Source organism: Xenorhabdus budapestensis (genome assembly GCF_002632465.1).
Lineage (GTDB): Bacteria > Pseudomonadota > Gammaproteobacteria > Enterobacterales > Enterobacteriaceae > Xenorhabdus > Xenorhabdus budapestensis.
Window position 1 is genome coordinate 493,669 of record NZ_NIBS01000001.1, and the last position, 12,784, is coordinate 506,452.

A 12,784-nucleotide genomic window follows, 5' to 3' on the forward strand; every position below is an offset into this window, starting at 1 on the left:
GCAGAAAGACAAATACAGCTGGGGCTGGAAGAATAGTGTTTAAGCCCCCTTTTAGGGGGCCGCGTCAAAGCCGCCTTCTATGAAGGCGGATTTTTACTTTTATTTATAATATAAACAGTAGGTTAGTCTTTTTATACTGATGGATATTTTAAAATTTAATTGAACTTATTTTAGAAAACTCTATTTAATCGTTTAATTTAATTAGAAATGTTAGAAAAATATATTTTTCTCATAATGAAAATGGAAAGTTAATTTTATAATGCTTTTTACAGCAAAAAATAAATTAATAGGCATTGTGGGAAACAAATTATTAACACTAAATCAACTGTAATGAAATAATAGCTGCAATGATTAACAGAAAACAGAGAAAATTGACTAAAATCAATTTATTACTGTGGAATGTGTTCGCTAAACTTGATTTTATTTTTCTAAAATAAACAGATATTACCTCGGTACTATTGGCCTATATAGAGAATTCTAATCTTAGTCACGCAAAAGCTATTTATTGTGTGTGAATATAGGCGTAATATTATTGAGGCATCTACTAAATTTTAATTTACTTAATAATTTGTTGTTGTGTTTGAGGCATTTATTGCTGGTAGTTACGAGACTTTCGTAAAACGAAAGTCGGGTTGCCGCAAGTCGGTGTCTTCCTGCTAGGAGCAAGGAGTCAAGATGTTTGATATTGTCGAACTGTCACGATTACAGTTTGCCTTAACTGCTATGTACCATTTCTTATTCGTACCATTAACACTCGGTATGGCGTTTTTGCTTGCGATTATGGAAACGGTATATGTTCTGTCTGGTAAACAAATCTACAAAGATATGACGAAATTCTGGGGTAAGCTATTTGGTATTAACTTTGCCTTGGGTGTCGCAACAGGTTTGACTATGGAGTTCCAGTTCGGAACAAACTGGTCATATTTCTCACATTACGTTGGTGATATTTTTGGTGCACCACTGGCCATTGAAGGTTTAATGGCGTTCTTCCTTGAATCCACATTTGTTGGTTTGTTCTTTTTCGGTTGGGATCGTCTGAGCAAGAAACAGCATTTGGTTGTGACTTGGTTGGTTGCATTAGGTTCTAACTTTTCTGCTTTATGGATCCTAATTGCGAATGGCTGGATGCAAAATCCGATTGCATCTGATTTCAATTTTGAAACCATGCGCATGGAGATGGTGAGCTTTAGTGAACTGGTTCTGAATCCTGTTGCCCAAGTGAAGTTTGTTCATACTGTAGCTGCTGGTTATGTGACAGGCGCAATTTTCGTCTTGGGGATCAGCTCTTATTATTTACTTAAAGGGCGGGATATTCCGTTTGCTAAACGTTCATTTGCCATTGCATCAAGTTTCGGTATTGCAGCAGTTCTGTCTGTCATTGTACTGGGGGATGAATCTGGATACGAAATGGGGGATGTGCAGAAAACCAAACTGGCTGCCATTGAAGCAGAGTGGGAAACTCAAACTCCTCCGGCTGCATTCACGCTGATTAGTATTCCTGATCAGGATAAGATGGAAAACAAATATTCCATTCAAATTCCTTACATATTAGGTCTTATCGCTACACGCTCCACTGATACTCCGGTTGTTGGCCTGCGTGACTTGATGAATCAGCATGAACAACGTATCCGTAACGGTCTTAAAGCATATGAATTGCTGGAAGAGCTGCGTGCAGGTAACACTGATCCGGCAGTACGTAAAGCATTCAATGAAAGCAAAAAAGACCTTGGTTACGGCATGCTCGTAAAACGTTACACCCCAGAGGTGGCAAACGCGACAGAAGAGCAAATTAAAGCCGCTGCGAAAGATTCTATTCCACTTGTGGCACCACTTTATTTTGCATTTCGTATCATGGTTGCCTGTGGCTTCATCATGTTACTGGTTATCGGCCTGGCATTCTTCAGCGTGATCCGTAATCGCATTGGTCAACAGAAGTGGTTGTTGCGTGCGGCATTGTTCAGTATTCCATTACCGTGGATTGCGGTTGAAGCTGGTTGGTTTGTTGCAGAGTATGGCCGTCAGCCTTGGGCAATTGGTGAAGTATTGCCAACCGCAGTGGCTGCTTCGACACGCAGTATTGGTGATCTGATTTTCTCAATGACACTGATTTGTGGTCTGTATACCTTGTTCCTGATCGCTGAAATGTTTTTGATGTTCAAATTTGCGCGCCTTGGCCCAAGTAGCCTTAAGACCGGACGTTACCATTTTGAACAGAAAACCATTTCTTCAACCAATAATTCTTCAGCGAATAATATTGAGTAAGCAGGAGTCCACTTATGCTTGATTATGAAGTGTTACGATTTATATGGTGGCTGTTGATTGGTGTATTGCTAATCGGGTTTGCAGTGACCGATGGTTTTGACATGGGTGTTGGTATCCTGCTGCGGATTATCGGCAAAGACGACACTGAACGTCGTGTCATGATTAACTCGGTTGCACCTCACTGGGATGGTAATCAGGTATGGTTAATCACCGCGGGTGGTGCATTGTTTGCTGCCTGGCCAGCGATATATGCTGCCGCTTTCTCCGGTTTCTATGTAGCGATGATTTTGGTGTTGGCTGCGTTGTTCTTCCGCCCTGTAGGGTTTGACTATCGTTCAAAACTGGAAAACAGAAAATGGCGTAACATGTGGGACTGGGGGCTGTTTGTTGGCAGTTTTGTACCTCCATTGGTCATTGGAGTTGCATTCGGTAACCTGCTGCAAGGTGTACCACTGATGATAGATGTAGACCAGAGGGTTTCCTATGAAGGGTCATTCTTTGAGCTGTTGAACCCTTATGGGTTGCTGGCAGGTATCATCAGTTTGATGATGATTACGACACAAGGGGCAACCTACCTGCAAATGCGTACTACGGGTGAATTGCATTTGCGTTCCCGTGCTGCGACACACGTTTGTGCATTGATAACCGCTGTGGCTTTCTTACTGGCGGGAGTGTGGCTGGTTTATGGCATTGATGGTTATGTTGTGACTGGTGGTCTGGATGTGAATGGAGTATCTAATCCATTGCATAAACAAGTTGCTCAACAAGCAGGGGCATGGCTTATTAACTTCGATAATCGGCCAGTATTGTGGGCGATACCTGCATTGGGTGTTATTCTTCCTTTGTTGACTATGCTGGCGACCCGATTGGATAAAGGTGCCTGGGCGTTCCTGTTCTCATCATTGACGGTTGCTTGTATTATTCTGACCGCAGGAATATCCATGTTCCCGTTTGTGATGCCATCAAGCCTTAATCCGAATGTCAGTTTGACTATGTGGGATGCGACATCCAGTCAGTGGACGTTGCAAGTTATGTTCATTGTTGCGCTTATCTTCGTTCCTATCATTCTGTCATACACCATTTGGTGTTACTACAAAACCTTTGGGCGTTTGGATAAGAGCTACATTGAAAACAACAAACACTCATTGTACTAAAGGAGCATAGAGCATGTGGTATTTTGCTTGGATTCTGGGAACGCTCTTAGCTTGTAGTTTTGCAGTTATTGCAGCTTTGGCACTTGAGCATAGTGAATCAGAAAAAGTAACTGAGAGTGACGAAAGATAATGTTGGTTGAAAAGTTTTACCAACTGATGAATAAGGGCCTGCTGAGGGCCCTTATCCTCATAATGGCTTTGGTACTTGCTGGATGTGTATTGTGGGATCCAACACGTTTTGCTGCGAACACAAGTTCATTGCCTGTATGGCAAGGCATTTTACTGATCTGGGCGGTGTGTTCTGGGGTCATTTTTGGCATTGGATTTAACCCTAAACATTTTATCTGGCGTCTTTTTTTTCATCCATTACCTGCATTTTTGATTCTGATTTTTGGCTTATATCATTTCCTTAAGTAAACTATTTATGATTTTATAGGACGTTGGCTTATAAATTTTTTTGATTTCTTTAATAACAAGTCATTCCAAAGCGCTATTGTCTTGAGTATAGTGACAGCGTCAATTCGCCTGATTAGGATTATATGTGAGTAATATGTTGTTCCGTTGGCCTATCCGTGTTTATTACGAAGACACAGATGCTAGTGGTATAGTCTATCACGCTCAATATTTGGCTTTTTATGAAAGAGCGCGTACAGAGATGTTGCGTGATAAGGGCTTCCACCAAAAGTATATGTTGGATGAACAAGTCGGTTTTGCTGTCAGCCGCATGACTGTTGACTACCGGAAACCAGCGAGGCTGGATGATCAGTTGGTTGTGGAAAGCGAGATAACGAACATCCGTGGTGCTTCACTGACATTTATTCAACGAATTGTTGATGGTAATGATGTAGTTATCAGTAACGCAGAATGTCTGATCGTCTGCGTAAATTCATCTCAAATGAAGCCTATTGCGCTTCCAAAGTCTATTGTCGCGGAGTTTAAGCAGTGACTGACATGAACATCCTAGATTTATTCCTGAAGGCAGGCTTTTTAGTGCAGCTGATCATGTTAATCCTGATTGGCTTCTCTGTAGTTTCTTGGGCAGTTATTATTCAACGAACAAGAATTCTGAATGCTGCTACTCGGGAAGCGGAAGCATTTGAAGATAAATTTTGGTCTGGGGTTGAGTTATCCCGTCTTTATAAAGAAAGCCAGTCACGCCGTGATTCTTTAAGTGGTACTGAACAGATTTTTTATTCTGGTTTTAAAGAATTCGCTCGCTTACATCAGGCGAATAACCATGCACCAGAGGCTGTCATTACGGGAGCTTCCCGCGCTATGAGAATTTCAATGAACCGTGAATTAGAAACATTGGAAAATCATATCCCATTTCTGGGTACTGTCGGTTCTATTAGCCCCTATATCGGTTTGTTCGGCACAGTTTGGGGGATTATGCACGCTTTTATTGCTCTGGGAGCAGTGAAACAGGCAACATTGCAAATGGTTGCCCCTGGTATTGCGGAAGCTTTGATTGCAACAGCAATTGGTTTGTTTGCTGCAATTCCGGCGGTGATGGCTTATAACCGTCTGAACCAGCGTGTCAATAAACTGGAACAAAGTTACGACAATTTTATGGAAGAATTTCTGGCGATTTTGCATCGTCAGGCTTTTGTTTCCAATTCCAATAAGTCGTAATTCATCGTAAGGGGAAAAAGCGAATGGCGCGCACTCGTAGTCGCAGACGTGAGCTAAAATCCGAGATCAATATCGTTCCCTTGCTGGACGTGTTGTTGGTTTTGCTGCTGATTTTTATGGCAACCGCCCCGATTATCACACAAAGCGTAGAAGTTGATTTACCTGATTCGGTGGATTCCAAAACCGTCTCCAGTTCTGATAATCCACCTGTTATTGTAGAAGTTTCCGGGGTAGGGCAGTACAACATGGTTGTTAATCAGGAGCGTTTAGAATTATTACCTGAGCAGCAAATTATTGCTGAAGCTCAAACCTTGATGAAAGCTAACCCAAAAACAATTTTCTTGATTGGGGGTTCAAAGGAAGTCCCTTATGATGAAATCATCAAAGCACTGAATATGCTTCGTCAAGCGGGTGTGAAATCGGTTGGTTTAATGACTCAGCCTATTGGTGCCTGATGGCGGCTTTTACTTAAAGTTTCTGGATGTCGAGCGTGGGAAAGACAAGCAAGCAAAACAGTAGGCTAAATCGTGCCATTATCATTTCGATTATTTTGCACATTATTCTGTTCGGATTCCTGATTTGGGGGTCTTTGAAGCAAAAAACAGAAATGGGAGGCGGTGGAAATAGTGGTACGGTGATTGATGCCGTTATGGTCGATCCGAATGCGGTAGTTCAGCAATATAACCAGCAGCAGCAACAGCAGGCTAATGCAAAGCTGGCTGAGCAGCAGCGGAAGAAAAAAGCTGAACAGCAGGCAGCCGAATTGCGTGCTAAACAGGCAGAAGAGCAGGAGCGGCTAAAAGCCGCAGAAGAAGAGCGGATAAAAGCACAGCAAGCCGCGGAAGAACAGAAAAAGCTGGCTGATACTGCGGCGGCTAAGGCCCGTGAAGAGCAAAAGATTGCCGAAGAGGCTGCTGCTAAAGCGAAAGCGGAGCAAGAAAGAATTCTGAAAGAGCAGGCAGAAGCTCAGAGAAAGGCAGAAGCCCAAGCTAAGAAAGAAGCAGAAGAAGCAGAAGAAGCAGCGAAACGAAAAGCTGAAACCGAAGCGAAGGCAAAAGCGGAAGCAGCGGCAAAAGCTAAAGCTGCTGCTGAAGAGAAAGCTAAAGCTGAAGCCGCTGCTAAAGCAAAAGCCAAATCTAAGGCTGAAGCCCAAAAAGAGGCTCAGGCAGTCGATGATCTGCTTGGGGGATTAACGTCTAATGCACCCAAACAGCAAGGTGGAGCCTCCGCTGCGGGTAAAGGCGGTAGTAAGAAAAGTGGCGTTTCTGAATCGGATATCAATAATTATAAAGGGCAAATTCGGGCCGCTATCCAGAAGAATTTTCGTGATCCGAGTTTGTACTTAGGGCGTACTTGTGATTTGAGCATAAAATTGGCATCAGATGGTATGTTGATTAGTGTTCAGGCTAATGGTGGCGACCCCGCATTATGTAGGGCTGCAATTGCCGCGGCGAATCAAACCAAAATGCCACGTCCACCAAGTAAAGAGGTTTATGAACATTTCAAGAGTTTCTCACTAGACTTTAAACCACAGTAAGGTAAATATTTGGTGGAAATGTGTTATTTATTAGATGAAACTTCGGATAATTTATTTACATAAATAAAATTATTAGATTTTATTTATGTATCTGGTTTTGTTTGTTGGCGTTTGTTAGAATCCGGCGGATTATTGCTGGCATATCGATCGCGATAAGGGAGAGATGATGAAGCAAACTTTTAAACTGACGTTTAAAGCATTATTGGGTTTTCTGATGCTATGGGCAACGTTTGCTCATGCAGAAGTTCGTATTGAAATTACAGAAGGTGTTGACTCTGCCCGTCCTATTGGCGTTGTTCCATTTAAATGGACTGGTGCAGGTAATCCGCCAGAAGAAATCGGTTCAATTGTTGCTGCTGATTTGAGGAACAGTGGGAAATTTAATCCCATTACTCCGGATCGTATGCCGCAACAACCTACTACAGCGTCTGAAGTAACACCTGCGGTATGGTCTGCGCTTGGAATAGATTCTGTAGTTGTGGGGCAAATTCAACCTGCCGCTGATGGTAAATTTTTGGTTTCCTATCAGTTGGTTGATGTAGCTGGGACACCGGGTTCAGTATTGGCGCAGAATCAATTTCCAGTTGAGAAAAAATGGCTACGCTATGCTGCGCATACAGCCAGCAATGAAGTATTTGAAAAGCTGACAGGTATTAAAGGCGCATTCACTACTCGTATAGCTTATGTGGTTAAGAGGGCTGTTACGAATAAGTATTCGTATGAATTGCGTGTTTCTGATTATGACGGTTATAACGAAACTCCGGTACGCAGTTCAGCAGAACCTTTAATGTCACCGGCATGGTCACCAGACAATTCTCAACTGGCATATGTGACATTTGAAGGTGGCCGTTCTTCTCTGGTTATCCAAACATTGGCAACAGGAGCAATTCGTCATGTAGCTTCATTTCCTCGCCACAATGGAGCGCCAGCATTCTCCCCTGATGGGGCTAAGCTCGCTTTTGCGCTATCTAAAACAGGTAGTTTGAATTTGTATGTGATGGATTTGGCTTCAGGGCAGATTCGTCAAATAACTGATGGCCGCAGTAACAATACTGAGCCGAGCTGGATGCCGGATAGCCAGACACTGGTCTATACCTCTGATCAGGGTGGTCGTCCACAATTGTATAAAATCGATATTAATGGCGGTGCTCCACAACGACTGACTTGGGAAGGTTCACAAAACCAAGATGCTGATGTGAGTCCAGACGGTATTTTTATCGTTATGGTTAGTACAGCGAGTGGCAGTCAGCACATCGCCAAACAGGATCTGGTAACGGGATCTGTCCAGATTTTGACAGATACGTTTCTAGATGAAACGCCGAGTATCGCACCTAACGGCACTATGGTTATTTATAGCTCCACTCAAGGGTTGGGGACTGTATTGCAGCTAGTTTCGACTGACGGGCGTTTCAAAGCGCGTCTTCCGGCTACCGATGGACAGGTTAAATTTCCTGCCTGGTCGCCGTATCTGTGATGCATAATAAGTATGTATGGCAAACTATAAAAGGATCAAAGAGATGCAACTGAACAAAGTGCTAAAAGGGCTGATGTTAGCTTTACCAATCATGGCCGTAGCAGCGTGTACTAACACTAACAAAAATGGCAACAATGATCAGTCTGGTGTAGGCACTGTTGATAATTCTTCTAAAGCAGGTTTGTCTGCTGAAGAATTAGCACGTCAGCAGATGCAAGAGCTGCAAAACAATAACATCGTATACTTCGGTTTCGATAAATACGACATTAACAGCGAATTTGCTCAGATGTTGGATGCACATGCTGCATTCCTGCGTAGCAATCCATCTGTTAAAGTAACTATCGAAGGCCATGCGGATGAGCGCGGTACTCCTGAATACAATATCGCTCTGGGTGAGCGTCGTGCAAATGCAGTTAAAATGTATCTGCAAGGCAAAGGTGTTTCAGCTGACCAGCTTGCTATCGTTTCTTATGGTAAAGAAAACCCAGCTGTACTTGGTCATGACGAAGCAGCATACGCTAAAAATCGTCGCGCTGTAATTGTATACTAAGAGTAAGGCATGAACAGTAACTTCAGACGTTTTGTATTGGGTCTGTCGTTATTGGTTGGCGTAGCGGCTCCTTGGGCCGCTACCGCCCGAGCGCCAATCAGTAATGTCGGCTCAGGCTCCACAGATGAGCGTCTTTCCCAATTAGAGCGTATTTCCGACGCTCATAGTCAGTTATTAACTCAACTCCAGCAACAGCTTGCTGATTCTCAGCGTGATATTGATACACTCCGAGGCCAGATTCAGGAAAATCAGTATCAATTAAATCAGATCATTGAGCGCCAGAAAGATATTTATCAGCAGTTGGATAAAATCACTAACCCTTCAGGTGCAGAAAACGATAATGCAGCTACTCCAGTGGAAAAGCGGGCTGATAATCAGCCCGCTGCCGCCACTAGCACAGGAAGTGAAAAGGGAGATTATGATGCCGCTGTCGCTTTGGCTATCAATACTAAGGAATATGATAAAGCTATCGTAGCATTCCAGAATTTTGTCAAAGTTTATCCTAAGTCGAAATACTTACCGAATGCCAGCTATTGGCTAGGCCAGTTGAATTACAACAAAGGTAAGAAAGATGATGCGGCTTATTATTTCGCGACCGTAGTGAAAAATTATCCTAAATCACAGAAAAGCAGTGATTCTCTGTATAAAGTTGGTTTGATCATGCAGGAAAAAGGGCAAAAGGATAAGGCGAAGGCAGTTTATCAACAGGTGGTTAAGCAATACCCTGGTACTAGTGCGGCTAAAATGGCCGAAAAAAAGATTGCAGGAATGTAATAATTATCCCCAAGAGGTTATTTATCGGTCTTTTTGGGGATAATTGGCCGATTAATAGGCGTTTAAACGGGGTTTGATAAAATAAACGTTGCGCCTCGCAGAGAAATCAGTAATATATGCCGCCGTTGGCAAGCAATAAGAAAAGCAATGCCAGACAAGATTTAGATGGGTCGTTAGCTCAGTCGGTAGAGCAGTTGACTTTTAATCAATTGGTCGCAGGTTCGAATCCTGCACGACCCACCATCTAAGTTTCCAATCAGACACTCCCCAGATGGATCGTTAGCTCAGTCGGTAGAGCGGTTTATCTTTACTTAATGGGTTGCAGGTTCGAGCCGAAATTAACTCCTCTATATCATATTAAAAACTTTAAAATATTTGAAGACATTCGCTTACAGATTGGCTATCTTGTTTAGTATGTAAAACAATATAGGGCAAAATAGTCGATTTTCATCTTAACTTTACGTTTTCTGTATTAATATACTAAACATCATTTATGGTTAAGGATAAGAAAGCATGGATTTTTTCAACATTCATAACATATTGGTACATATTCCGCTAGGAGCAGACGGTTATAACCTTTCATACGTAGAAGCTGTTGGTACAATTGCGGGCTTATTATGTATTTGGCTCGCCAGTCAGGAAAAAATTATTAATTACCTGTTTGGTGTGATTAATGTGTCATTATTTGCTGTGATATTTTTCCAAATTCAACTCTATGCCAGTCTTATTCTACAAATCTTTTTCTTCGCCGCTAATATTTATGGCTGGTATGCCTGGAGTCGGGTCAACGAACAGAAACAGATAGAATTAAAGATCCGTTGGCTAAACCCTAAACAAATGCTCAGTGTGGCGGTAGTTTCTATCGTTTTCATCCTGATCATGACATTCAATATTAATCAGATCTTTGGTTATATGGCAAAAATTGTGGTTCTTGCCTTACAGGGTATAGGATCTAATATTACCATGCCGAATTTACAGCCAGATGCATTCCCATTCTGGGATTCAGTGATGACAGTGCTATCAATAGTGGCAATGATTTTAATGACCCGTAAGCATGTGGAAAATTGGCTGATATGGGTGATCATTAATGTTATTAGTGTAGTGATTTATTTCTATCAAGGTGTTCTGGCTATGTCGTTGCAGTACATTATCCTGACGGGGATCGCTCTGAATGGTGCTCGTTTGTGGATCAAAGCAGCTAAAAATAATGAATAAAGTGTAATCTATTAAAAACGCAAACTAACAGTTAGCGCAGGCTATAAGTCATTAATTGGCTTATAGCCTGTTATTGATATTTCGTTTATTTGCTCCATCTTGCAAGTTCCTGCTTTATTAATTTAATCATCTGAATCTACATAATTTTTATGTATATTCTTATTCTTCTATGAAAAAAGTTCTTTTCTTACCTACAAAGATTATTTACAGCATAGCGCCTAACAGTTAGATTGAGATCACAAAATTATTTCAAATAACTGTAAACACATTAGGTGGAAGGTCGATGAATTACCAGAATGACGATATAAAAATAAGGAAAATAACAGAATTATTACCACCAGTTGCATTGCTCGAAAAATTTCCTGCAACAAAAGATACTGCTATTACTGTCCGTGAAGCTCGTGAAGCTATTCATAACGTTTTAGCGGGTGAAGATGATCGGCTATTGGTAGTAATTGGCCCGTGCTCAATTCATGATCCAGAGGCTGCATTGGAATATGCAGAGCGCCTGAACAAATTACGTAAGGAATTGAAGGCAGATTTGGAAATCGTGATGCGGGTTTATTTTGAAAAACCTCGTACTACAATCGGTTGGAAAGGGTTAATTAATGACCCGAAAATGGATTGTAGTTTTGATATTAACGATGGATTACGTGTAGCACGTAAACTTCTGATCGATATTAACGATATGGGATTACCAGCAGCAGGTGAATACCTTGATATGATCACACCTCAATATCTTGCAGATCTCATGAGCTGGGGAGCAATAGGAGCGCGTACAACAGAGTCCCAGGTTCATCGTGAGTTGGCATCTGGTCTTTCTTGCCCGGTTGGTTTTAAAAATGGTACTGACGGTACAATAAAAGTGGCGATTGATGCTATTAATGCAGCCAGCTCACCACACTGTTTTCTGTCAGTGACTAAATGGGGCCACTCTGCAATTGTTAACACCACAGGTAATCAGGATTGTCATATTATTCTGCGTGGTGGTAAGGAACCTAATTATAGTGCTGAACATGTCGGTGCTGTTAAAGAAGGGTTAATAAAAGCAGGATTGGCGCCACGGGTAATGATTGATTTTAGCCACGCAAACAGCGCGAAGCAATTCAAAAGGCAAATGGATGTTGGCACTGATGTTTGTGGTCAGATTTCCGCAGGAGAAACTGCGATTATTGGTGTGATGGTTGAAAGCAATCTGGTTGAAGGCAACCAAAGCTTGGATGGTGACGAACCTCTGGTTTATGGCCAAAGTGTGACAGATGCCTGCATTGGTTGGGATGATACAGAGACTTTATTGCGGCAATTATCTCAGGCTGTCAGAGCTCGCCGGGGTTAAAGTAGTATGAAAAAAGCCGGAGTGGTTTCCGGCTTTTGCTTATTATATTCAAGAGATAGTTTGAATTACTTCGCTTTACCTTGGTTTGCTACTGCGGCTGCTTTTGCAGCTATCTCATCAGCATTACCCAGATAATAGTGTTTGATTGGTTTCATGTTTTCGTCAAATTCATAAACCAATGGCACAGCAGTTGGGATATTCAATTCAAGAATTTCATCTTCGCCCATGTTGTCCAGATATTTCACCAGCGCACGCAGAGAGTTGCCATGAGCAGCAATAATGACTTTTTCACCGTTTGCAACACGAGGTCTGATAATTTCTTCCCAATAAGGGACAACACGCTCGATAGTGGTTGCCAGACTTTCTGTGACAGGAAGTTCTTCTGGTTTCAGGTTTGCATAGCGAGGATCATGACTAGGATAACGTTCATCATCTTTAGTCAGGTCTGGAGGCGTGATTGCGAACCCACGACGCCACAATTTAACTTGATCATCACCGTATTTAGCCGCTGTTTCAGCCTTGTCCAGACCTTGCAGTGCACCATAATGGCGTTCATTCAGTTTCCAGCTTTTTTCAACTGGCAGCCATTGCTGATCGACTTGGTCCAGAATATTCCACAAAGTATGAATGGCACGTTTTAAAACAGAAGTGTAGGCAAAATCAAAAGTAAAACCTTCTTGTTTTAGCAATTGACCAGCTTGTTGTGCTTCAGTGCGGCCTTTATCAGACAGTTCAATATCAGTCCAACCGGTAAAGCGGTTTTCTTTGTTCCACTCACTTTCACCATGCCTTACAAGGACCAGCTTAGTTACAGCCATAGCTTAAACTCCTATCATTACTTTTTAATACA

General features: G+C 42.1%; 14 protein-coding genes and 1 tRNA gene. 14 read left to right on the plus strand and 1 reads right to left on the minus strand.

The features are described 5' to 3' along the window. Positions 1-675: 675 nt before the first annotated feature. The 14 genes from cydA to aroG all read left to right on the plus strand — a co-directional run bounded on the left by cydA (position 676) and on the right by aroG (position 11,934). A complete protein-coding gene (cydA, locus tag Xbud_RS02250) occupies positions 676-2,262 on the plus strand; it encodes a cytochrome ubiquinol oxidase subunit I (protein ID WP_099134524.1) in 1,587 nt (528 codons plus the stop codon). A 14-nt stretch (positions 2,263-2,276) separates the two neighbouring features. Beyond that, positions 2,277-3,416, plus strand: a complete 1,140-nt coding sequence (gene cydB / locus Xbud_RS02255) for a cytochrome d ubiquinol oxidase subunit II (protein ID WP_099134525.1) — start codon at positions 2,277-2,279, stop codon at positions 3,414-3,416. A 13-nt stretch (positions 3,417-3,429) separates the two neighbouring features. After that, positions 3,430-3,546 carry a cytochrome bd-I oxidase subunit CydX gene (gene cydX, locus Xbud_RS02260; RefSeq protein WP_099134526.1) on the plus strand — a complete coding sequence of 39 codons (117 nt, stop codon included), beginning with the start codon at positions 3,430-3,432 and terminating at the stop codon, positions 3,544-3,546. After that, on the plus strand, positions 3,546-3,833 hold the full coding sequence (ybgE, locus tag Xbud_RS02265) for a cyd operon protein YbgE (protein ID WP_099134527.1): 288 nt from the start codon (positions 3,546-3,548) through the stop codon (positions 3,831-3,833). The genes cydX and ybgE overlap by 1 nt, the downstream gene beginning before the upstream one ends. Positions 3,834-3,957: 124 nt before the next feature. After that, positions 3,958-4,362: a tol-pal system-associated acyl-CoA thioesterase gene (ybgC, locus tag Xbud_RS02270; protein ID WP_169923010.1), complete on the plus strand. Its 405-nt coding sequence runs from the start codon at positions 3,958-3,960 to the stop codon at positions 4,360-4,362. Beyond that, entirely contained in the window at positions 4,359-5,048 is a 690-nt protein-coding gene (tolQ, locus tag Xbud_RS02275; RefSeq protein ID WP_099134528.1) for a Tol-Pal system protein TolQ, read from the plus strand. The genes ybgC and tolQ overlap by 4 nt, the downstream gene beginning before the upstream one ends. A gap of 23 nt (positions 5,049-5,071) precedes the next feature. Then, the gene (tolR, locus tag Xbud_RS02280) at positions 5,072-5,503 is read left to right on the plus strand and encodes a colicin uptake protein TolR (RefSeq protein ID WP_099134529.1); all 432 of its coding nucleotides are present in this window, start codon (positions 5,072-5,074) and stop codon (positions 5,501-5,503) included. A gap of 35 nt (positions 5,504-5,538) precedes the next feature. Continuing rightward, a complete protein-coding gene (gene tolA / locus Xbud_RS02285) occupies positions 5,539-6,585 on the plus strand; it encodes a cell envelope integrity protein TolA (protein WP_169923011.1) in 1,047 nt (348 codons plus the stop codon). A 166-nt stretch (positions 6,586-6,751) separates the two neighbouring features. Beyond that, positions 6,752-8,059 (plus strand): Tol-Pal system beta propeller repeat protein TolB, encoded by a 1,308-nt coding sequence (tolB, locus tag Xbud_RS02290; protein ID WP_099134531.1) that lies wholly within the window; start codon positions 6,752-6,754, stop codon positions 8,057-8,059. 43 nt (positions 8,060-8,102) lie between these two features. Then, positions 8,103-8,609, plus strand: coding sequence for a peptidoglycan-associated lipoprotein Pal (gene pal, locus Xbud_RS02295; RefSeq protein ID WP_099134532.1), 507 nt, complete (start codon positions 8,103-8,105; stop codon positions 8,607-8,609). Between the two features lie 9 nt (positions 8,610-8,618). Continuing rightward, on the plus strand, positions 8,619-9,383 hold the full coding sequence (gene cpoB, locus Xbud_RS02300) for a cell division protein CpoB (RefSeq protein ID WP_099134533.1): 765 nt from the start codon (positions 8,619-8,621) through the stop codon (positions 9,381-9,383). Positions 9,384-9,550: 167 nt separating this feature from the next. Next, positions 9,551-9,626, plus strand: a tRNA-Lys gene (locus Xbud_RS02305). 270 nt (positions 9,627-9,896) lie between these two features. Then, positions 9,897-10,598, plus strand: coding sequence for a nicotinamide riboside transporter PnuC (gene pnuC, locus Xbud_RS02310; RefSeq protein WP_099134534.1), 702 nt, complete (start codon positions 9,897-9,899; stop codon positions 10,596-10,598). Between the two features lie 283 nt (positions 10,599-10,881). Then, entirely contained in the window at positions 10,882-11,934 is a 1,053-nt protein-coding gene (gene aroG, locus Xbud_RS02315; RefSeq protein WP_099134535.1) for a 3-deoxy-7-phosphoheptulonate synthase AroG, read from the plus strand. Between the two features lie 65 nt (positions 11,935-11,999). Here the strand turns inward: aroG and gpmA are convergent, their stop codons facing one another. Next, a complete protein-coding gene (gene gpmA / locus Xbud_RS02320) occupies positions 12,000-12,752 on the minus strand; it encodes a 2,3-diphosphoglycerate-dependent phosphoglycerate mutase (RefSeq protein WP_099134536.1) in 753 nt (250 codons plus the stop codon). Positions 12,753-12,784 lie beyond the last annotated feature (32 nt).

What these genes read in the sequence shown, in the direction of transcription:
- tolR (WP_099134529.1), top strand. Translation starts at nt 5,072, where the DNA reads ATGGCGCGCACTCGTAGTCGCAGACGTGAGCTAAAATCCGAGATCAAT.
- aroG (WP_099134535.1), top strand. Translation starts at nt 10,882, where the DNA reads ATGAATTACCAGAATGACGATATAAAAATAAGGAAAATAACAGAATTA.
- cydX (WP_099134526.1), top strand. Translation starts at nt 3,430, where the DNA reads ATGTGGTATTTTGCTTGGATTCTGGGAACGCTCTTAGCTTGTAGTTTT.
- pnuC (WP_099134534.1), top strand. Translation starts at nt 9,897, where the DNA reads ATGGATTTTTTCAACATTCATAACATATTGGTACATATTCCGCTAGGA.
- ybgE (WP_099134527.1), top strand. Translation starts at nt 3,546, where the DNA reads ATGTTGGTTGAAAAGTTTTACCAACTGATGAATAAGGGCCTGCTGAGG.
- cydB (WP_099134525.1), top strand. Translation starts at nt 2,277, where the DNA reads ATGCTTGATTATGAAGTGTTACGATTTATATGGTGGCTGTTGATTGGT.
- cydA (WP_099134524.1), top strand. Translation starts at nt 676, where the DNA reads ATGTTTGATATTGTCGAACTGTCACGATTACAGTTTGCCTTAACTGCT.
- tolB (WP_099134531.1), top strand. Translation starts at nt 6,752, where the DNA reads ATGAAGCAAACTTTTAAACTGACGTTTAAAGCATTATTGGGTTTTCTG.
- pal (WP_099134532.1), top strand. Translation starts at nt 8,103, where the DNA reads ATGCAACTGAACAAAGTGCTAAAAGGGCTGATGTTAGCTTTACCAATC.
- cpoB (WP_099134533.1), top strand. Translation starts at nt 8,619, where the DNA reads ATGAACAGTAACTTCAGACGTTTTGTATTGGGTCTGTCGTTATTGGTT.
- gpmA (WP_099134536.1), bottom strand. Translation starts at nt 12,752, where the DNA reads ATGGCTGTAACTAAGCTGGTCCTTGTAAGGCATGGTGAAAGTGAGTGG.